At 37.4% G+C, this 21,684-nt stretch carries 17 protein-coding genes and 1 pseudogene; 1 reads left to right on the forward strand and 17 read right to left on the reverse strand.

Annotation, left to right across the window (positions count from 1 at the left end; all coding sequences use genetic code 11):
* From hutI to hutP, 6 genes are all read right to left on the reverse strand, one after another.
* Complete coding sequence (hutI, locus tag BM012_RS10285; protein WP_061804195.1) at positions 1–1,260, reverse strand: imidazolonepropionase; 1,260 nt, start codon at positions 1,258–1,260, stop codon at positions 1–3.
* Entirely contained in the window at positions 1,260–2,936 is a 1,677-nt protein-coding gene (gene hutU / locus BM012_RS10290; RefSeq protein WP_061804194.1) for a urocanate hydratase, read from the reverse strand. The genes hutI and hutU overlap by 1 nt, the downstream gene beginning before the upstream one ends.
* A 190-nt stretch (positions 2,937–3,126) precedes the next feature.
* Positions 3,127–4,596, reverse strand: coding sequence for a response regulator transcription factor (locus BM012_RS10295; RefSeq protein WP_061804193.1), 1,470 nt, complete (start codon positions 4,594–4,596; stop codon positions 3,127–3,129).
* Positions 4,597–5,156: 560 nt separating this feature from the next.
* Positions 5,157–6,467, reverse strand: coding sequence for a Na+/H+ antiporter family protein (locus BM012_RS10300; protein WP_061804192.1), 1,311 nt, complete (start codon positions 6,465–6,467; stop codon positions 5,157–5,159).
* 229 nt (positions 6,468–6,696) lie between these two features.
* Positions 6,697–8,232 carry a histidine ammonia-lyase gene (gene hutH, locus BM012_RS10305; RefSeq protein ID WP_061804191.1) on the reverse strand — a complete coding sequence of 512 codons (1,536 nt, stop codon included), beginning with the start codon at positions 8,230–8,232 and terminating at the stop codon, positions 6,697–6,699.
* 136 nt (positions 8,233–8,368) lie between these two features.
* A complete protein-coding gene (hutP, locus tag BM012_RS10310) occupies positions 8,369–8,812 on the reverse strand; it encodes a histidine utilization transcription antiterminator HutP (RefSeq protein ID WP_061804190.1) in 444 nt (147 codons plus the stop codon).
* Between the two features lie 594 nt (positions 8,813–9,406).
* Here hutP and BM012_RS10315 point away from each other — a divergent pair.
* Positions 9,407–9,793, forward strand: a complete 387-nt coding sequence (locus tag BM012_RS10315; RefSeq protein WP_061804189.1) for a hypothetical protein — start codon at positions 9,407–9,409, stop codon at positions 9,791–9,793.
* Between the two features lie 501 nt (positions 9,794–10,294).
* Here the strand turns inward: BM012_RS10315 and BM012_RS10320 are convergent.
* The 11 genes and pseudogenes from BM012_RS10320 to BM012_RS10370 form a co-directional block, all read right to left on the reverse strand.
* Complete coding sequence (locus BM012_RS10320) at positions 10,295–10,876, reverse strand: DUF4256 domain-containing protein (RefSeq protein WP_061804188.1); 582 nt, start codon at positions 10,874–10,876, stop codon at positions 10,295–10,297.
* 365 nt (positions 10,877–11,241) lie between these two features.
* On the reverse strand, positions 11,242–12,351 hold the full coding sequence (gene menC / locus BM012_RS10325) for an o-succinylbenzoate synthase (RefSeq protein WP_061804187.1): 1,110 nt from the start codon (positions 12,349–12,351) through the stop codon (positions 11,242–11,244).
* 34 nt (positions 12,352–12,385) lie between these two features.
* A complete protein-coding gene (locus BM012_RS10330) occupies positions 12,386–13,216 on the reverse strand; it encodes a GNAT family N-acetyltransferase (RefSeq protein WP_235606148.1) in 831 nt (276 codons plus the stop codon).
* A 20-nt stretch (positions 13,217–13,236) separates the two neighbouring features.
* Positions 13,237–14,718, reverse strand: coding sequence for an amino acid permease (locus tag BM012_RS10335; RefSeq protein WP_061804186.1), 1,482 nt, complete (start codon positions 14,716–14,718; stop codon positions 13,237–13,239).
* 31 nt (positions 14,719–14,749) lie between these two features.
* Positions 14,750–15,889, reverse strand: coding sequence for an amidohydrolase (locus BM012_RS10340; RefSeq protein WP_082802565.1), 1,140 nt, complete (start codon positions 15,887–15,889; stop codon positions 14,750–14,752).
* A gap of 12 nt (positions 15,890–15,901) precedes the next feature.
* Entirely contained in the window at positions 15,902–16,756 is an 855-nt protein-coding gene (locus tag BM012_RS10345) for a MurR/RpiR family transcriptional regulator (RefSeq protein WP_061804185.1), read from the reverse strand.
* A 333-nt stretch (positions 16,757–17,089) separates the two neighbouring features.
* Positions 17,090–17,194: pseudogene (locus BM012_RS27225) on the reverse strand (YfzA family protein); the annotation flags it as partial.
* A 243-nt stretch (positions 17,195–17,437) separates the two neighbouring features.
* Positions 17,438–18,736, reverse strand: a complete 1,299-nt coding sequence (locus BM012_RS10355) for a valine--pyruvate transaminase (protein WP_074842813.1) — start codon at positions 18,734–18,736, stop codon at positions 17,438–17,440.
* 15 nt (positions 18,737–18,751) lie between these two features.
* On the reverse strand, positions 18,752–19,987 hold the full coding sequence (locus BM012_RS10360) for a DUF6421 family protein (protein WP_061804184.1): 1,236 nt from the start codon (positions 19,985–19,987) through the stop codon (positions 18,752–18,754).
* Positions 19,988–20,126: 139 nt separating this feature from the next.
* The gene (locus BM012_RS10365) at positions 20,127–21,065 is read right to left on the reverse strand and encodes a DMT family transporter (protein WP_061804183.1); all 939 of its coding nucleotides are present in this window, start codon (positions 21,063–21,065) and stop codon (positions 20,127–20,129) included.
* A gap of 55 nt (positions 21,066–21,120) precedes the next feature.
* Entirely contained in the window at positions 21,121–21,675 is a 555-nt protein-coding gene (locus BM012_RS10370; RefSeq protein ID WP_061804182.1) for a hypothetical protein, read from the reverse strand.
* Positions 21,676–21,684: the final 9 nt, after the last annotated feature.

A 21,684-nucleotide genomic window follows, 5' to 3' on the forward strand; every position in this document is an offset into this window, starting at 1 on the left:
CTATTCCACCACCTTTACACCTTTTTTCCATACAGCCTTGACATGATTAACTCCGAATAAATATTGTAATTCTTGATAGTTTTTAACATCCCATAAGACGATATCTGCTTGCTTCCCTACTTCCAGTGACCCAACTTTTTCCTGACGATTAATGGCACAAGCTGCATTATATGTTGCTGCCGTCAAGGCTTCTGCTGGAGTAAGTCTCATCAAAATACAAGCTAGGTTCATAACAAGGGGCATAGAAGTCGTCGGTGATGACCCAGGATTGCAGTCAGTGGAAATAGCTACAGGTACTCCTGCATCAATCATCTTTCTTCCCGCCGCAGCTTCTTCGCGTAGATATAATGCTGTAGCTGGTAATAAGCAAGCAATAGTCCCAGCTTTCGCCATAGCATGTATACCTTCATCTGATGCTTTTAATAAATGCTCAGCTGAAACAGCTCCTATCTTTGCAGCCAACTCAGCTCCCCCATAAGGTTCAATTTCATCAGCATGTATTTTAGGCACTAACCCATATTCTTTTCCAGCTTCTAATATCCGTTTTGACTGCTCGGGGGTAAAAACACCTTTCTCACAAAAAACATCGTTAAACTCAGCCAAGTTTTCCTCAGCTACTATTGGCAGCATTTTATCAATTAAATAATCAACAAATTCGTCTTCTTTTCCTTTAAATTCCGGAGGTACGGCATGAGCTCCCATAAAAGTAGGTACAAGATCAATTACATGTTTTTGTTGTAATTCTTTCATTACACGCAATTGTTTAAGCTCAGTTTCCAGGTTCATGCCATAGCCACTTTTACTTTCTACCATCGTAACTCCATGAGCGAGAAATGAATCGAGACGACTCATTGTTTGTTCTAGTAATTCTTCTTCTATTGCCTCTCGTGTCATACGGGTTGTTGCATGAATTCCTCCACCCGCGTTCATAATGTCCATATATGTCGCACCTTCAAGGCGCATTTCAAACTCACGTTCACGACTTCCCCCGTACACAACATGTGTATGAGGATCCACAAGCCCAGGCGTAACTAAATGATTAGAAGCCTCCACAACGTCCGCTGTATGCAATTTCTCTGCATACCGTTTTTCCAGATCATTTGTTGTACCGACAGCCTGAATGATTCCATTCTCTATCCACAAACTACCATCTTCGATTAGTCCAAGTTCTGACATAGCTTCTTTTGAGCGTGGACCTTTCCCTTTACCTTCAAGCGTAGCAAGCTGAGTCGCATGTTTAATCCAGATTGGTTTTGTCATTACTGATCAGTCCCTTTATCAAGCATTGGAATGTTAATCCCTTTTTCACGAGCTGTTTTCTTTGCCAATTCATATCCCGCATCAGCGTGACGTACTACCCCCATACCTGGATCAGTTGTCAGCACTCGCTCAATGCGTGCTTCCGCTTCCTTCGTACCATCTGCCACAATAACTACTCCTGCATGTAAAGAGTAGCCCATTCCGACGCCGCCTCCATGGTGTACGGAAACCCAAGTAGCACCGCCCACTGCGTTTATCATCGCATTTAAAATTGGCCAGTCTGAAACCACATCTGATCCGTCTTTCATAGCTTCTGTTTCACGGTTTGGTGAAGCAACAGAGCCAGAATCCAAGTGGTCACGTCCAATCACAACTGGTGCTTTTAACTCGCCACTAGCTACCATATCATTTAGGATTTTTCCAAAACGAGCACGCTCTCCATAGCCTAACCAGCAAATACGGGAAGGGAGACCCTGAAATTGAATTTTTTCCTGTGCCATACGAATCCAGTTACATAAATGTTCATTATCACTAAATTCACGTAAGATAGCCTGATCCGTTTTATAAATATCCTCAGGATCCCCTGACAATGCTACCCAGCGAAAAGGACCTTTTCCTTCACAGAATTGCGGACGAATATAGGCTGGAACGAATCCAGGGAAGTCAAAGGCATTATCTACGCCCTCATCTTTTGCAATCTGACGAATATTATTACCATAATCGAATGTTACGGCGCCTTTTTCCATCATCTCAAGCATTGCTTTCACATGTGTTGCCATCGAAGCTTTTGAACGTTTTACGTATTCTTCAGGGTTAGATTTTCGTAATTCTGCTGCTTCTTCGAGTGACATTTCTGAAGGAATATATCCATTCAATGGATCGTGCGCTGATGTTTGATCTGTTAATGCATCCGGGATAAAATTGCGTGCAATCATTTCCGGTAAAAGTTCAGAGGCATTGCCTAATAGACCGATTGATAAGGCTTTTCCTTCCTTTTTTGCTTCTTCGGCCAAACGGATTGCTTCATTCAGTGAATCCGTTTTTACATCTGTATAACGAGTCTCAATTCGTCGATCAATCCTTGTCTCATCAACATCAATACCAATGCAGACACCACCATTCATCGTGACAGCAAGAGGTTGAGCTCCACCCATACCGCCAAGACCCGCCGTTACAGTGATAGTACCTTTGAGTGTATTATTGAAATGTTGTTTCGCAAGCTCTGCAAATGTTTCATACGTTCCTTGCACAATTCCTTGAGAACCAATATAAATCCAGCTACCCGCTGTCATTTGTCCATACATCATTAACCCTTTTTTATCAAGCTCATGAAATGTATCCCAATTTGCGTAAGCTGGTACAATATTCGAATTTGCAATTAGTACGCGTGGTGCATCCTGATGGGTTTTAAAGATAACTACTGGCTTACCTGACTGAATAAGTAGCGTTTCATCCTCTTCTAACTTTTTCAAAGATTGAACAATTGCATCAAATGATTCCCAGTTTCGAGCTGCCTTCCCAATTCCTCCGTATACAACAAGTTCCTCTGGATGCTCAGCCACATCAGGGTCTAAATTGTTCATTAACATTCGAAGTACGGCCTCTTGTTGCCATCCTTTTGTATGTAATTCAGTACCTTCATAACGTACCACTCTGCCTTTTGTAAACGTATTCATTTCTTCTACCTCCTTATGTGTTTATATTAATTTTATAGCAAAAATTCTGATAATTTATTATAATTTAATGATTTTTTTATAAAATATTTCTAACTTATTCTCTTTATCTGTCATTTTTATAAATGGTTTCAAAATACATTTTATTTATAATCCAATTAAAAACGATTCAGTATATACTGAATCGCCTTTTTTATAATCCAGATCGGTAAGCTGATGGGATGCATGCCTCAATCTGTTTGAATTTAGTATTAAAATAAGTTTGGTGAGAATAGCCGGTTAATCGTGCAACTTCCTCCAATGATAAATCTGTTTCTCGCAATAGACGTTTAGCCTCTCGAATCCGTACCTGATGCAACGTCTTGCGAAAAGACTGGCCGGATTCAGCTGCAAAGCGACGGCTGAGGGTACTCTTATTGATACGAAGTGCATCAGCACACGCTGCTAAATTCCACTGCGCATCCCAATAGTTAGACTCAATCAACTCCTTTGCTTTCTCAACCAATGTTCGTGATCCTTCCTGCATTTGCTCAGGATTCTGCTGAAGCAAACGGGTTATAAACATAAGCAGTCCTTGGACAATTTGATAAATGACTGGCTTATGGACAATTTGTTGAAAAACTTCATGATAGAGTGTTTCCCAGTCTGCACTTTGAAGATTGTGTGACTTCATATATCGGCGAATCTGCGCGAGCACACTCGTAAGACGAACACGAACGTTTTCTGGATCGGGATATGGCTGCTGAAAGGTTAAAAATTCACGCTCCACCCAATCCCGAATGGCTTTTATATCTCTTTTTTCAAGCATTTCAATCCACTGTCGTTGTTCCAAAGGAGTAAGAAAGGGGTCCATTTCCTGAGGGAGCATTTGTTCATTTTCCACTAAAACAATATCATAGCCTTCGAAAAAAACTAGCCTTGTTAACTCACGTATTTGCTGATAGGCTTTTTTTAGCGAATCACCTGAGGAAGTTTCCTTAATTACAATAGTAAGGGGTTCATTCATAAGGTCTTTCCAATATGCAAGAAATGCGTGGTATTCCTCCTTGAACACTTCAATCCCTTGGGTTTCCCGTACGCATACAATAAAATCCGATAGAGCAAATATACGATGCTTTCCAGTAAAAGAATAACGTTGCAATGCATCGTATACTAATGGAAGTGTTTCTGGATAGGGAGTTAAAAGTGCGACCATTGTTATCGGACTAACGAGTTTTCGCTCTGTCAGGAAAAGGTCAGGATAATCGATGGGAAGTGAACCGGCTTCTTCTGTTGCCCTATTCTCAAAGTAACGACGATCATTTCGCAACTGATAGCGCAGTTGTTGAACATGTTTGATTAGATCTGACGGAGAAAACGGACGGAATAAAACATCTTCTGCACGAAAACGGAGCGCACGATAAGCAGTTTGGAAGATTCGCTCAGATGAAATCCCTAACCAGCGAATTCTATTTTGTTGCATCACCTTACCAAATCGTTCACTCTCATCCTTCCACCCGTCCATATCTAGAATAACAAGCTCAGGCTTCTGCTTTTTTATACCACTTTCAAATTCCTCTATTGTATTCCATGAAACCAATCGAACTCCAGTAAAATGGGACTCTACCAACCACCGAATTCCTTGAGCTTCTAATTCATCTTTTGCTATCAAATGCATTTCCATGCTGTTACACCTTCTTTTTTTGCCCTTTTCTTTCATCATAGCAAATGTAATCGTATATTGAACTCATTTTATATTTCTAGAGAATAATTAGTATATGTCCTTCCCGTTTTTATAAATAAGAAGACAGGAGATATGATATATTTACATGAATAAACACAAGGTTTGATACTGAACTGGTGATAACTAATAGGTGTATCTATGAAATACAAGATTATACTTTTTAATGTTGGTGACTCATTGTTTGACTTCAGTATCTCGAAAAAAGCCCTATATAAAATCTTTATGAAATTCAGGTTTTTCATGGGATTAGTGGATTATAAAGTCGGCTATCAAGAAATTAGGAAGGTTTTATGAGAAAAATCAAATGGTAGAATTATCACTTTATCAAAACTAGGGATAGAGAAGTTTAAAACGGACTCCCTTAAAAAATACATTTTTTAAGGGAGTCCATTTTCTATGAAACTCCTATTCAAAGTAAAAGAGATACTCATCCTTTTTTTATTGTGATAGCGTTGATAACCAAACAGACAGATCTGTTTTGAAATATGTGTTTGTTTTGATTAAAGCACCATTGCAGCAATAATACCGAAAATCATCAAAGGGATGCCAAAATGTAAAAAGGTTGGCACACATGTGTCCCAGATATGATGGTGCTTTCCATCTGCGTTCAGTCCTATTGTTGGGCCAAGAGTACTGTCTGACACTGGTGAGCCTGCATCCCCAAGTGAACTAGCAGTACCGATTAATGCGGCAGTCGCCAATGGAGAAAAACCTACTGTTGTGCAGATTGGAACAAATAAGGCAGCGATAAGGGGAATTGTTCCAAACGAAGAACCAATGCCCATTGTAATTAACAGACCAACCGTAATCATTGCGATGGCAACGATTATTTTATTATCTCCTAGTATTCCTATTGTGGACTGCACCAGGTCCTCAACAGCGCCGGTCTCTTTTAAAATCGTCGCATACCCTGAAGCAATTAACAATACGAATGAAATCATCCCCATCATCATAATCCCTTCATTTACAATTTTTTCTCCTTCTTTAAACGGGACAATAGTAAACAAAAACATAAGAATAATTCCTGTCAGTGCTCCTAGAACAAGTGAGCCTGTCACAAGTTGCACGATAAAGGCACCTATAATCGCAATAATAGTAAGGAAATGACACAATGTAAATGACAATTTCGTCTCTTCTGTTGCCGCCACCTCGTTAATAGCATCCTGTTTGTCATCAAATAGCTCACGATCTTTGCGATAAGAAATAAAAATTGCAATGAACAACCCTGCAATCATTCCAAGACTTGGTATGAACATTGCATATGTAACAGATGGAAGAGCAATGTCTACGCCGCTCGCTTTCATTTCATCCGTAATAATCCCATGGTAGATCAAACCGAATCCAGCTGGAATCATCATATACGGTGCCTTTAATCCAAATGTTAATGCCACAGCGATGCCTCTACGATCGACCTTCATTTTATCAAATAAGTGAAGCAAAGGTGGAATTAAAATCGGGATAAACGCAATGTGTATCGGAACAGCATTTTGGGATAAACAAGCGATTCCGGCAATCGTCAGCAACATAATTGAACGTTTTCTTTTTAAAACGCTTACAATTTTTTTCACAAGAAATCCTGTAATTCCCGAATAACTAACCATAACGGCAAATATTCCGAGCAGAACATAACTTAATGCCGTGTTTGCTTGTCCTCCCATTCCGGATATAAGCATATTCATCGTTTCAGTTAGAGTCAAACCTTCCATCAAACCAGCAACACCAGCAGCTATTAGAAGGGCCAGCATCACATTGATACGAAGAAGACTTAATATCGTCATAACAATAACTGAAATTACTACCGCATTGAACATCAGATCACCCTTTCAGTTTTGGAGGTGTTTATTATTTTAAGTTAAAAGTATGAAAATTGAATTTTCTAATTATTTTTAAAATATCAAAAAATAGGAACTGCACGCCTTCGGTGTATCAAACATAAACACCGAGCGACGCTGTTCCCTTGATATCTTACTTTCCTGACGTGTTAGCTCTTATTTATAATCACTTTGTTTAACTTGATGTTTAGATGCTTACTTTTTTATGTTAAACCCTTTCCTCAACGATTGCTCCCTTTTCAAACTTTTTAATCTCGTCAATTGAAAAGGCATTTCTCATCCAGTTTTCAGCCTCTACGATATCGTTTGAAAATACTCGGTCCTTCTCGATGAACGGAATTCGCTTACGACCTTCCTCTAGCACGCTTTTCGTCGCTGGTGCCATACCATCTGCACCTCTAATTTCGACTGCCTGCATCGCACAAATAGATTCTATTGCAAGTACCCGTCTCGTATTAGAGACAATTTGATAGGCATGTCTTGAACCAATGGTTCCCATGCTGACATGGTCTTCCTGGTTTGCTGAAGACGGGATCGAATCGACGCTTGCCGGATGGGCGAGCGTTTTATTTTCTGACACGAGTGAAGCAGCGCAATATTGCATAATCATCGCTCCGGACTGAAGCCCCGGCTCAGGGCTTAAAAATGGCGGCAAATCATTCAGTTGCGGGTTTACAAGTCGCTCAATTCGACGCTCAGAAATGTTGGCCAATTCAGCAATTGCGATACCGAGAAAGTCCATCGCCAAGGCAATTGGCTGGCCGTGGAAGTTCCCGCCAGAGATTACCTTTTTCCCTCCGTCAAAAATCAACGGATTATCTGTTGCTGCATTCATTTCGATTTCTAGTTTTTCTTTGACATAGTTTAATGTTTGCCACGTTGCTCCGTGAACTTGGGGAATACAACGAAGCGAATAGGCATCTTGCACGCGTATTTCCCCTTGCCTTGTTGTTAATTTACTTCCTTCCAAAAGCCCCCGCATCCGTTTGGCGACTATAATTTGTTCTGGATAACCACGTGCAATATGAACATCCTCATCAAATGCATCAATAATACCTTTTAATCCTTCAATTGTCATCGCTGCAATCGCTTCCGATTGGTAAGCGAGCTTTTCTGCTTCCAAATACGTCAACACACCCATTGCCGTCATCGCTTGTGTTCCATTGATTAACGCCAATCCTTCTTTTGCAGTAAGGGTAATCGGAAAAATACCTTCTGTCGTCATTGCTTCAAGGGCATTCGTCCGATTACCTTTATAAAATACTTCTCCTTCACCAAGAAGAGGGAGAACAAGATGGGATAGTGGTGCTAAATCACCGCTTGCCCCAAGAGAACCTTGTTGTGGAATAACAGGATGAATATCTGCATTCACAAAATTAAGCAACTGTTCTATTACAACTTTTCTCACTCCCGAAAACCCTTTTAACAAGGCATTTGCTCTTAGTACTAACATTGCTCTTGAAACAAGTTCTGGAAATGGATCTCCAACCCCGCAAGCGTGTGAGTGAATCAAATTCAATTGCAATGATTCAACATCATTTGGGTCAATCAATACATCGCTGAATTTCCCAAACCCAGTCGTTATTCCATAAACAACCCTGTTTTCTTTAACGATTTGTTCCACCGCTCTACGGCTTTCTTCAACACGCTTCCAACTATCGTCCGAAGCCGTTACCTTCTCACGGTTAAAAAGAATGTTGTTCATTTCTTCTAATTTAAGAGAATTTCCTGTTAATACTACCATAACGCCACCTTCTTTCTTTGTACTTTACTTTAATGAAGCAAAAAGAAAATAGGAGACCATACTAAAGAAATCATGCGACTTCTTCAGTACAGCCCCCTATTCACTAAATGCTCTGGGCTAAAAACTAATAAGCTATTTAAATGTGATTAATACCAAGACCTAACGTCTCATGTTCTAATCCTTTAATTGGTGCCCCAATCGTTCCGTAGATTGCGACAGCCAACCACTCTCCCTCTGTTTCATCCTCATAAGGATTACCACGTACAACGGCAAAGCGTAATCCCACGGTCCGCATAACCGAACCTAATTGCATTTGTCCTCGAGTAATCCCGTAAAGCGCTTCCATAATTGCGTGATATAGAGAATGGGTTTCTCGGTAAACATTATCTTTAATAATCCCTTGCTGCTTGGCAGCAGTTTCTATAGCTGCGACAACTTTTTGCGATTCCATTGAACCTACTTTCCCACTACAGCTTTTCCAGTTCAATTGATTCGTAATCTTTTCCTGTTCGTTCCGATCGTCCGTCAGTACAAGCAAAGTAGCATGACGTCCAATACGATGTTCTTTTTTTAATGCCATAAGCTACAACTCACTATTCCTATTTATCTACTTTACTAATGACTAATCTCTATTTGCATCATAGAGCAAATTCTTGGGGGTGTCAATAAATAGTTTTTTTAAATTATCTATTTGTTCCGTTAATTAATAACGAAGGACACTTATTATAACATGGGTTGTCCTCAGTAAGAAGTTGTCCTACAACATACAAGAGAGAAGCACTGCTGCACTTTTCTTTTTACGAAAACACCATTTCCTAAATTCCATTCTAATACTTAGAGATTCTATAATGTTCAGATGTTATGAAAAATTCCTTTTAACATATGCTTTAATTTCAAGATTGCTATGCTCTTTTTCCATTGTTACAGTTGCAACAGTGTTATGCAGTACATTTTTGCAAAATATAGGCGTATATAATTATGCATTCCTATTTTAAATAATATTGGAAATAAACAACCGAAAAGTCCTCATAATTAATAGAATCTGAGGACTTTTTAACACGACGTAACAGTATATTTATATAAACTAACATGTCTAATTACAATGTATTGCAGAAAGTATACAAGGCCTCAACATTTTTTGATTATAAATAATATTCAGTGGAGGTGTATGGATATGGACTGGCAAAGTATTGCATTGACGATGGCTGGAGTCATCGGCGGTGGCACGGCGGTGGTTCATGGAATGCTAATGCAACGGCTGATAATAAGGCCGCTTGAGGCGGTTTTTGTGGCGGATGGGCGGATATCTGCGCCATTGCAAAGGCTCGTGCTGTTGCTTCTGCATTTCACCACACTCAACTGGTTACTCAGTGGGCTCGCCTTAATTGTCGCCGCAATCTGGTTCGAACAGAATGTAAGGCTCGCGACAGGCCTACTTGCTGGCAGCTCTTTTCTGTATGCTGCCAGCATTTCTCTTTGGGTTATGCGCCGCCCCCATCCTAGCTGGATCTTGATGACCGTTGCGTTTATACTGATCGTCTTGGGACTAACGCCGGTTTAGAGATCATTTTTTTCTTCGTCCTTACTGTTAATAGTTAACCCCAAAAATGGAGCGCTAAACTGGCGCTCCGTTTAGGTTTCGTTTACAGCATTCATGGATAATCTTAATCCCGATTATGCAAAGGAATTAAGACTTAGGGAAGAGAACGCTGTTTTAACGGAGAGAACAGAGGAAAAAAGAAAAGCATTAGTAAATATCTTTATTTTAAATTTGTATACCCTATTCATTCCTAGTTAACATAACATACAGTATCAGAAACCTTTACTTAGGATATGGTAGCAGGGAAAGTAATCCTACAAACAAGCCATGGTTGGTATGAATATCATACCAATCTCTAATTATCATAATGAGTGTTATAGGTAGAAAAAAGGATCTCTAATTAGAGATCCTTTTTTCTACTTCTGGTGCTCCATAATCGCTTTTGATAGTTAAGAAATGGAATTAAAACTCTTCTCTAGTTGATCTGTTTCTCAAATCCAAATTTAGCTATCTGGAAAAAATTCAGACCATTAGTGAACCACGAAAACCCCTTGTAGCATAGTAGGATTCTGCTCCATTGTGATACACGAAGACGTGACCATAGCGACGATCGCAAAAAAGTGCACCGCCAAGTTCTCTAATATCAGTGGGGGTTTGCACCCAACTCGACGTTTTTATATCGAAATTTTCAAGTTCCTGCAACGCTCGATATTGTTCTTCAGTCAAAAGTTCTATGCCCATAGAAGCTGCCATATCAATCGCGTTATTTTCAGGCTTATTTTTTTTTCTTGACTCTAGCGCTTTATGGTCGTAACAAACACTTCTACGGCCTTTAGGACTTTCCACTGAACAGTCACAAAAAGTGTATTCGTCCTTCTTTTTATCATAGCCAACAACATCTGGTTCACCGCCAGTTCTTTCCATTTCGTTGAGTGACCAAAGTTTTTCAGTATTTGCATCCAGCTTTGCTTGGACTTTAGCCCATTCGATGTCTTTATGGCGGTTCATATTTTTCTCAAAACGGTCTTTCAATACTGTGAGTAATTCTGCACTTTGTTCTTGTGACAACTCCTTTTTATCAATGATTTCATTTCTCTTTGTCATGTTAGTTCCCCCTTATTGTTTTTACTCCTAATGGCTTAAATATAATTTTCTTTTAATAATATACAAGAACACGATCTAATTTCCTCTATTTGGCGACATAATAAGGACTATAATTATCAATAAGTTCGTGTGTCTCAGGATTAATATTGCTCTGAATCTTAAAAATGGATGTGGCAGAAAATAATCAAAAAGCTATGTAAGGGCACACTTAGATCATCGAGCACCATATCAGGATACATCCAGAACCTTGTTTGGGATTCTAACAATCAATCTCATAACCTATTAATAAGAATTTGAAATAGTGGTAAGTAAAGAAGCTCCCAATGCTTGAAGCACTAGGAAGATAACCTTTAGATATGAATATATCATCGGTATGTTTGAGTGTGTAACGTATACTTATTGATTTTCTCCTTGTTTGGTTTATAGCCAATTCCCGGTGAAGTTGGGACCGAAATTATTCCATTTTCAACAGTGACTTCAGGCTCAATGATGTCTTCGGCCCAATAGAGCGATGATGCAGCAGTATCACCAGGCAAAACAAAATTTGGCAGTGAAGTAATAGCAATATTGTGCGCCCTACCAATACCAGTCTCTAGCATTCCTCCACACCAAAGTGGAATCCCATGTTCTTGGCACAAATCATGGATTTTCTTGGATTGCGTTAGACCTCCTACACGACCAATTTTAATATTAATTATCTTACAGCTCCCTAATTTAATAGCCTTCCTGGCATCCTCTAGTGAATGAATACTTTCATCCAAACAAATAGGGGTTTTTAAAATCGCCTGCAGATTCGCATGGTCAATGATATCATTATAGGACAGTGGCTGTTCAATCATCATTAAATCGTAGTCATCCAAAGCAGCTAACCTTTTCATGTCCTGAATTGTATATGCTGAATTTGCATCTGCCATTAGAGGAATATTAGGGTACACTTTACGCACACTATCAATTAGTTCAACATCCCAGCCTGGTTTAATCTTTAATTTGAATCGTTTATATCCTTCTTCAAGACGTGATTCGATTATATTAAGTGTCTGATCAATTGAGTTCTGGATTCCGATACTCACGCCCACTTCTATTTCAATTTTATTTCCCCCTAAAGCCTTTGAAAGAGAAACATTTTGCTTTTTCGCGTACAAATCCCAAACTGCCCCTTCTAAAGCTGCTTTAGCCATATAATTACCTCGAATATGATTAAAATATTTCTCCGAGAGTTCATCAGGGTGCCTTATTTCATTCTTCAATAAAATAGGAATTAAATAGTCTTCAAGAATATGCCAGTTTGTTTTTAAGGTTTCCTCATTATACAGGGGATCTAGCATAGCAACCGATTCCGCCCATCCAGAAATACCATCATCACTTATAACCTCAATAAGAATAAGTTCTCTATCATATTCTGTTCCAAAGCTGGTTGTAAAAGCGTGCAACAAGTCCAGCTTCAAATGGCGCAAAATTACTTCTTTTATTTTCATTTAACCCACTCCCCTTTTCTCATATAACTATCCATTACTTCTTGGAACACACATAAAACTGAACAGGCATTTCTTCCTCAGAATTTCTGATAAAGTCCGTCACCTGCCAACCTTGCTTTATCAGCTTGCTAAAAATCCCCCTTGTTACTAATCGCCATTTTCTTGCCGCTTCCATGTTGCCCTCTTTTAAAGCCCTAAAGTCCTTCGGAATGGCTACAAAGGCTTTGGTATATTCCTGTTCAGGTAGAGGAAGGCTGAAAGAAGGAATAGGTAATCCTTTTTCATTAACTTTCCACTGGATTAGTGATTTCTCTTGTACAAACTCTATATCGGTTTCTTTCCATTGATAGCTCTTTTCTTTCTTTTGAAGAACAGACCACTCAACGAGAAAACGATCCGAAGGAATTCCATTATTTAAAAGGTCATCCATCTCTCCGTAACAGTTTTCCATATAAGTGGTACAGATGCCTCCAAGCTTGGTGATATTTAAATAAGCATTAATACTTTCTAATGGATCATATGTCCAAGTAATATGGGAATAGCCGAGCTTGATTGCTTCTTTACGCTGCGCTTGCTTTAGCTTTTCGCCAATTCCATTGTTGCGAAACGTTTTATCAATGCCTAGCATATGAGAACAAAGATACACGGATTGCCCATTGAATCCTGGAAAACTATATTGAAATCCAACCAGCTTCCCATTACAGTATGCGCCTAACATTACCCCCCCATTTTTTACGACTGTTACTGTCTGATGCGTAGGAGTGGAGTCATGCTCTCCCCAAATATTTGATTCCAACTTTCTTACATCTTCGAGCTCTTGAACTGTATGAAGAGAGCGAATTTCAATTTCTTGTATGTTCATCATGATCAACCTCCATAAAATATTTATTCCCGATTGAAATTAGCTTCCTGCAATGGGACCATTTTGGTTTTTTTTATAATCTTGTAACCAAGATATAATAGTAAAAATAGTGGCAATCCGATATATGAAACTAGCACTCCGTACCAGTCAATTTCGGGTCCGGTAAAAGCTGAATAGTTTTGACCTAGTATAGTAACAAGACATAACACAGTGGATAAAATAGGACCAAGCGGAAAAAACTTTGAAACATACGGTAACTTATTTAAATCTCTACCTTGTGCTATATATGCTTTTCGGAAACGGTAATGTGTAATCGAGATTCCTAACCAGGATAAAAATCCTGATAAACCGGCTGCATTTAGTAACCAAGTGTAAACTGCCCCTTCTCCAAAAAAAGAGGTTAGAAAAGCGGCCATTCCAATAATGGTAGATATATAAATCGCATTCACCGGAATACCACCTGTATTAAGTTTTTTTAGAAAAGCAGGAGCTTTACCCTCTTCGGCTAATACCCAAAGGACACGTGAAGCGCCATACATAGCAGAGTTTCCTGCGGATAAAACTGATGTAAGAATAACTGCATTCATGACTGAAGCAGCAACAGCAATTCCTGCATTTTGAAACACAAGTGTAAAAGGACTCATTGCAACATTTTCAATATCTGAATTTAATAAGCGAGGGTCATTGTAGTTAATCAAGAATCCGATTACAATAATCGCCAATATATAGAACAATAATATTCTCCAGAAGATTTGCTTAATCGCTCTGGGAATATTTTTTTCGGGATTCTCACTCTCACCTGCTGTAATACCTACTAATTCTGTACCTGTAAACGAAAACCCAACAATCATAAAAACGCTTAATATTGATAAGAAACCTCCTTTAAAGGGGGCTTCTCCTTTTGTGAAATTTTCAAATCTTCCTGCACTTCCACTCATAATACCAAATATCATCAAAATCCCTACTATAATAAAAATAACAATCGTTATAACCTTAATGATTGCAAACCAATATTCAGATTCTCCATATCCTTTGACAGATAGTATATTTAATCCGAATATAAGTGCGAGAAATAAAACACTCCATATAATACCTGGTACATCAGGCAGCCAATACTTCATAATAAGGGATGAAGCAGCTAATTCAAGGGCTACAACAATAGCATTGTTATACCAATAGTTCCATCCAATCGCAAATCCTAAAGCTGGATCAACAAATCTTGATGTGTAGGTACTAAAAGATCCTGTGACTGGAATAAAAGCGGCCATTTCACCTAAACTTGTCATTAAAAAATACACCATAATTCCAGCAATGAGATAAGCAACTACTGCACCACCGGGTCCAGCTGTATTAATGATGGAGCCACTAGCTAAAAATAAGCCTGTTCCAATGGTTCCACCGATTGCAATCATAGAGAGGTGTCTTGTTTTTAGCTTTCTCTCCAAATGTGTTTCATTCGAACTGGTTTGTATGTTGCTTTTATTATTAGACAAGGGATTTTGCATATAACACCTCTTTCTTTACTTTTTATAAGCTTTATTCTTCCGAGGCTAATAGTATTGTTTGGGTCAATATTTTTGTGCCATAATGAAGGGCTTCTAAATTAAACTCCATCTGCGGATGATGAAGTCCAGGTTTTAGCCCACACCCTAGTCCAATCATGGTCGCTGAAACTCCTTGGTTCTTGGCGGTATAAAAGTGGAAATCCTCACCTCCATGGGAAATGCAGACTGGAATGATGTTTTCCTTGCCGAGAACACGAGCTATAGCACTTTTGGTTATTTTGATAGCGTTCTCATTAGTGACTGCCGCAGGAACAAATTCTTTCATATAACTAGATATAGCTACACCTGTTTGTTGCTTTGTTTGCTCAAAAATCTCATTTGCATAATCATTGAGTTTATTCATAACCTCATTTGTTTGTGCTCGTACATCAATAGAGAACGACGCCGTTTCTGGAATAATGTTTGATGCTTTATTTTCCGTTTGAAGTTGAGTCATTTTAATGGAGTAGGGAGTTTCATTTGGTAAATATAAATAAATCTGTTGCAACTTTTGAACAAGTAAAGCTGCTGCTTCAATCACATTGATCCCCTCTTCTGGGCGTGAAGCGTGGGCCTGCACCCCTTTAATCGTTCCTCTTATCGTTTCGGCAGCCCCGTGGACAATGACTGGGGAAGCTTTTCCATAAGGTACTTCCTTATCGGGGCGTAAGTGCAACCCAAATAAGTATGTAACTTCTTCTAAGGCACCGTCTTCTATCATTTTAAGGGCACCTTCGCCCTTTTCCTCTGCAGGCTGGAATATGAAACGGAGAGTATATTTAGGCTGAATGCCACTTTGAGAAATGGCTAAGGCTGTATATAAAACCATTGCGCTGTGAGCATCATGCCCACATGAATGATTAGGTTTCAACTCCCCATCTACTTCTTGAACAAGCGCATCCATATCGGCCCTTAATGCAACAACTCTATTCAGCCGGCCAGGTATTTCAGCAACAATCCCATAATGTTCTTGAAATGTTTTCACTTTTAATCCAGCCTCTTTCAAAGACTTCAATAGGTAATCTGATGTTTTTTTCTCTTGCCAGCTAGGCTCTGCCAAAGAATGAAGATCACGGTACGTCTTTATTATGAAATCTCTATGGTTATCAATATATTTAATTGGATTTATCATAAATACTCCTTTCTATTCGACGAATACTTCATAATTCGAATACAGTTTTTCTAATTTTTGTTGATGTATCTGGATTCGTTTTTTGTCTTTCTCATAAATACCGGCAATCACTAAATCTAGTAAACTAATCACGGATGCAATGGAGTTCATGCCAGTTTCAACATTTTCTTCTGTTGTTAAAGTAATAGTAGAAATACGCCCAACAGGGGAGAGAAGACGATCTGTAACGGAAATTAGGCTAATTCCCTGTTTTCTCGTGCACTCTGCAATTTTTAACGTTTCTTTTGCGTATCTTGGAAAAGAGAAAACAACAACAACAGACTTCTCCGTAAGGTTGGAAAACTTTTCGAAAAAGTCCCCTGTTAGCGAGCATAAACTTACATTCCCTCTTATAGAACCTAGAGCATGGGAAAACCAATGGGCAGCCACATGAGAAATTCCATGACCCGCAATTAAAATTTGATCAGCCTCTATTAAGGTGTCGACTGTTCTCCAGATATTCTTGACACTCATTGGATTTAAAAGATGCCCTAAAATATGAATTTCTTTTTCAATTACTTTCGTAAATGTATCCTTCTCTTCCTTAGAGTGATTGATTACTTCTCTAGTAGTTGTACTCATTTTATTTTGTTGAATCTGTTGTTTTTGAATTCTGGACTGTAGTTTACTAAAACCTTCAAACCCTAACGCATAAGAAAAACGAATTACTGTTGTCTCGCTAACCTCCGCCTCCCTTCCAATTTGATAGGCGGTTTGATAAGTGGCTTTATCAAGATTTCCAATCAAATAGGTAGCTACTTTCTTTTGTCCTGCAGATAATTGTGTAAACTTTTCTTTCACTAAATTCTCGAATAAAATCTGTTCCACTTACACTGACCCTTTCACTTATGAAGTTTATACTTCATTTTTTATAAAAGGTGCATCTTATGCACCAGTTAGATATAACTTACCACAATTAAATTGAATTGAGAATGAAAATTCTGATTCTTCTAATTTAAAATAAAAATATTTATATTAGATTTTAAATCAGACAGGGATTTCTATTTCTCATATATTGCTACTAAGGGTTAAGAATTAAATGATTAACCTCCGTCCCATTAATTATATAAATCAGAACCCTTAGCGCAACTAAGGGTTCTAATCTGTTACTACATTTTATAGTATTCTTTTCATCTGTTTTTAGCCTTTGACCTATTTATGTTATACAGAGTGAAATTCTGATTTGTTATAGAGAGTGAACCATTCCGTAAAGAATCTAGAATTAGCAAGCCTAGCCAAAAATGTTCCTCCATTATTATCTTTAAAATTTAATGACCATCTTTATATTGAATTGAAGTAAGTTTCCCCTCTTTCAACCCCTGTTGCCCTTTGGGAAAACAAAAAAATTTGTTTCTCTTTTTTCGAATAAAATCAAAAAACTTTGCCTTCTCAAAAACAAAATAAAAGGACGTCTTGAAGACGTCCTTTTAGGGATAGAGGGAGCTAACGTCCCATTTGCGGCAAAGCAAGTAACACTTAATGATTATTATTTGTAAATAAAGGGAAATTTCAAGAAGTACTGATAGATATACTTTCCTTATAACACTCTTTAGTTACATTAGAGAGAATTTCTATGCCTCTCATGATATCATCATCTGTGGCTGTAAGGCTTATTCTAATACACTCCCTAGCATGCATGGAAACAGCATAACTATCGTGAAAAAAAGAATTACCAGGTACAACAATTAAGTTCTGTTCCTTTAATTTATTATAGAATTCCTTATCCTCCAATGGAAGATTTTCTAACCATAGCCAACTGAAAAGTGAACCCTCTGCACAATGTAGAAACCAAGGTATATCATCAGGCATAAATATAGTTAAAGCTTTTTTCAGAGTTAAATACTTTTGTTTATAGTGTTCCCGTATATACTTAACAGAGATAAAAGGGAGTTGACCATTTTGAAGTGAATCAGCAACCATTCTTTGTCCTAATCTGGATGAATGGATTGATATATTTGATTGAAATGCTTCCATCACCTTTATATATTGGGGTTTTCCTATAGCAATTCCAATTCTTTCCCCTGGTAAACCTGCTTTTGAAACACTCATACAATGGACAATATTGTCCGTTAATATAGGGTTCATATCAACAAAATTAATCGCTGGAAAAGGAGGTGCATATGCAGAATCAATCAATAACGGAATATTTAATTCACTGCATACATTTGAAATAAATAAAATATCTTTCTCTGATAGAACATTTCCACATGGATTGTTAGGGCGCGATAATACCATAGCTCCAATGTCTCTATTCTCCATGACCCTTTCTAGGAAACTTTCTTTATCTAACTCGTAACGAAATGTATGATTATCTATTTTTGTAATAAGAGGAGGAATCCCTTCAATAATGTTTTTTTCTAATGCAACACCACTATAGCCAGCATAGTCGGGTAACATAGGTATTAGAGCACGTGTTAAATCATTCTTATCATTAGTACCACAAAATGAGTTTAGAGCTAGGAAGAATAAATTTTGACTACCAGATGTTATGAGAATATTTTCACGTTCCAATTTAACGTCATAGTTATTATAAAAATATTCTCTAATACAATCTATTAGTTCATAAGTTCCATAACTAGAACCATACTTACTAACAATATTCCCCAATTCACCGTTGTTGAGAATATTGCTTAAAGAATCTTCCCACATCTTATAAACTTCAGGTAAAAGTGTTGGATTTCCAGCACTTAAATTGATATATTTACTAGGATCTGAGTTAAGAACTTCTTGAATATCATGCATAATTGCCCTAACCCCTACTTTATTCATCATCTTCTGTCCAATTTTACTAAGTTTTAAATCTGACAAGATTATACCAACTTTCTATATTGTTCCTGCATTAAATTTTAAATAAGGCACATTAACATTTTGATTTTCTTGATAAATAAAGTAGTTTTCAGGAATAATGAATTTATCATTATTATTGCTAGGAAGTAGATGTTTTCTAACGTATTGTTCAGCTTGCTCCTTGTACTCTACATCATTTTGAATCGTTTCGAGCTCTTCAATTTCTGAAACTAATATTTTTAAATCCTCAATACATTTTGGCAAATTTAAATGAGTATGTTCATGATCTCTATAAATTGATTGACCGTTTTCCATTAGCCAACTGAATAGGAAAAAGCCTGTTCCCGAATCAAAGTTTCTAGGAGCATTATGTTGACTTGGATACCTCAAGAGACGTTCAAATAAGACAAATTCAGTAATCTCCTCCCAATAAGGATATTTACGTTCATTAAGAGTAATGATTGTTTGGCAGTCAACTTTAATCTCCTCAAGAATTCCAGCAAAAAAGTTCATTTTAGCTTGGATATTTTGATCAAATGGTTTATTTCCACAATGATGGTAGTAATCATGTAGATAACCCCATATAACTCTTGCCTCATAAGTTATCTCTCTATCCATATCTTTGGATTTAAATGTGAACTTTGGAAATATACTATTCGCTCTCTTTAATGTATCATCATTATAAATGTCGTGGAATTTATTAAAGAAAAATATAGCAAAGTTCTGGCTAGTTACTTTTTCTTTAGTTTTTACGTTTTCAGGAAAGAAAACGATACACTTTTCTTCCATAAATCCTTGTGTACCTGCTAAAATCTTTAGAGATTCACACCCATTTTTAGGATGAGGTAGTTCCTTTTCAATAGGTTTCATTATTTCTGGTTCATCACGAAGGGCTAGAAATGCCTCAAAATAAAAACCTCTCTTATTTGGCCCATTTGGTGTAACAATAGGGCCTAAAAAAAATGTAACCTCTCCATTAACAGGTGGACGATATGCAATAAGCGTGTTATCAAAATATGGGGCTTCATCTAGCCCTCTCTTTATCCAATTTAATACGTCTTCTTTAAATGCAACTCCAACTTCTTTTAAATTGAGGGAATTATAAATCATCTCGGTACTTTTAATTAAATCCATTAAAATTTCTTTTGCTCTTTGTTTATTCTCTACAATTTGCCCCTGTGTACCTTGATATTTTCTTAGTTCATCTATCTCAGGTAAAATTTTATCTCGTAAAATAGTTAATAGCTGATCGGTATGAGTTTTAGTTAACATAAAGGAAATCCTCCTAAATTTATTTATAAGGGAACATATAACATTCTCTTAAACTTTTCAGATTAAACATCATTATCATCATAAAAGTGTCACTCTTACACAAGGACTTTGCTCTTTTTTGAAAATAAAAGGAATATGCTTATTTTGGTGAAGAACTGCTAGATGTCTCTTTAATTTCTTTGGTGGAGTGATCCCCCTCTTTTCTTTTTAAATTAATGAATATAACACCTATAAGAACAAAAATGGTCCCTAGGTAAATTTGGTTGTTTAAAGTTTCGTCTAGAAAAATAAAACCTACGTATAAAGCAATAATTGGAGAAATAAATAAATGTGCAGTTGCCTTTGATATATGCCATTGCTTTAGTAAATAGATATTAATCCAAAAGCCTAATACCGAGCCAACAATTGCCAGGTATAGTAAGGAAAAAAGACTGGAACCAGAAAAAGTTCGATTACCATCCTCTAGAATTAAACTCAATATTAGTAAGATTGTGCCCCCACTAAACATAGATAAAGAATTAAATGTCATAATGGGTAAGGATTTAATTCTCAATTGTACTTGAATAGTAATTAAGGCAGAACCGAGCATTGCTATTAGGATGACTGCCATGGCAATGAGTTCAATTAAATCTCCTTTAATCAGTAATTGATTTCCAAATACAAAAATAATTCCAAATAAAGATAGTATTACACCCATTTTTTGTCCTTTAGAGGCGGGAGTACCTTTAAATAAACGATTAATTAAAAGAGCGAAAACAGAAATGCTAGCAGCTAACACAGAAACCAGTCCACTTGGTAAATAAAGCGAAGCCCAATAAACTGAGCCGAATGGTATAGCAAAATACATAAGGCCATTAAGAATTGAAATAATTAGAACCTCTTTTGAAACAGAAAGCTTTCTATTTAAAAATAAATAACCTGCAATTAATATACTCGCAATCAAAAACCTCATACCGGCCGACCAGAAGGGAAGGCTACCTTCTAGACCTGTTTTTTGGAAAGCCCATGTGGTCCCTCCTATCAAGCATAAAAGCCCAAATAGGAGAGGAACATGGATACGAAATAATTTGGAACTCATAATACGTCACCTTGTTTCCTTTGTGTCTATTAGCGAAACAATTCCACTTAAAGTCTTATTTTCTAGCATGCACGGTAAAACACATAGGTACCTCACCGAAGTCTTTAACAATAAATAAATTGTTCTGTTCGGCAGCTTTAATTGTAGTAATACAAGAATCCACTATCCCCAATGAACAGTCCAGTGCTGCTTGAGCATTACTGTCCACTAGCCTTATATTACTGCTAAATGCTTGAGCAAGATTAGCTGGGGCTGGGTGAGAAGCGATTGTGGTACCCTTAGAGAGATTAAACTCTTGTCTTGCTGCAAGAACCATATTGTATGTTGGCATGATAAAGCTATCTATAAGCTCTAAATTAGATAAATTCTTAAATACTATGTCATGAAGATAAGGATAAACAGCGCAACCTATAAGTATAGAATTTTCAGTCTCTTTAACATGAGGTAATGCTTCTTCTAGCGTTTTATGTAGAACAACTTCCCCTTTTATTTTTTGTTTCTCAAGCCATAATAAACCAGCCTTCTCACAATTTGTTCCTGCTGGACCTAATGTGTGAACAACTTTCATCTTTTGATTTAATTCCTGAACGTTTTGCGTAATAGTTACCATAATTTGAGC

Source organism: Priestia endophytica DSM 13796, from assembly GCF_900115845.1.
GTDB lineage: Bacteria > Bacillota > Bacilli > Bacillales > Bacillaceae_H > Bacillus_I > Bacillus_I endophytica.

Coding starts and splice junctions, on each gene's coding strand:
- hutI (WP_061804195.1), bottom strand. CDS start 1,260: ATGACAAAACCAATCTGGATTAAACATGCGACTCAGCTTGCTACGCTT.
- hutU (WP_061804194.1), bottom strand. CDS start 2,936: ATGAATACGTTTACAAAAGGCAGAGTGGTACGTTATGAAGGTACTGAA.
- BM012_RS10295 (WP_061804193.1), bottom strand. CDS start 4,596: ATGGAAATGCATTTGATAGCAAAAGATGAATTAGAAGCTCAAGGAATT.
- BM012_RS10300 (WP_061804192.1), bottom strand. CDS start 6,467: ATGTTCAATGCGGTAGTAATTTCAGTTATTGTTATGACGATATTAAGT.
- hutH (WP_061804191.1), bottom strand. CDS start 8,232: ATGGTAGTATTAACAGGAAATTCTCTTAAATTAGAAGAAATGAACAAC.
- hutP (WP_061804190.1), bottom strand. CDS start 8,812: ATGGCATTAAAAAAAGAACATCGTATTGGACGTCATGCTACTTTGCTT.
- BM012_RS10315 (WP_061804189.1), top strand. CDS start 9,407: ATGGACTGGCAAAGTATTGCATTGACGATGGCTGGAGTCATCGGCGGT.
- BM012_RS10320 (WP_061804188.1), bottom strand. CDS start 10,876: ATGACAAAGAGAAATGAAATCATTGATAAAAAGGAGTTGTCACAAGAA.
- menC (WP_061804187.1), bottom strand. CDS start 12,351: ATGAAAATAAAAGAAGTAATTTTGCGCCATTTGAAGCTGGACTTGTTG.
- BM012_RS10330 (WP_235606148.1), bottom strand. CDS start 13,216: ATGATGAACATACAAGAAATTGAAATTCGCTCTCTTCATACAGTTCAA.
- BM012_RS10335 (WP_061804186.1), bottom strand. CDS start 14,718: ATGCAAAATCCCTTGTCTAATAATAAAAGCAACATACAAACCAGTTCG.
- BM012_RS10340 (WP_082802565.1), bottom strand. CDS start 15,889: ATGATAAATCCAATTAAATATATTGATAACCATAGAGATTTCATAATA.
- BM012_RS10360 (WP_061804184.1), bottom strand. CDS start 19,987: ATGTTAACTAAAACTCATACCGATCAGCTATTAACTATTTTACGAGAT.
- BM012_RS10365 (WP_061804183.1), bottom strand. CDS start 21,065: ATGAGTTCCAAATTATTTCGTATCCATGTTCCTCTCCTATTTGGGCTT.
- BM012_RS10370 (WP_061804182.1), bottom strand. CDS start 21,675: ATGGTAACTATTACGCAAAACGTTCAGGAATTAAATCAAAAGATGAAA.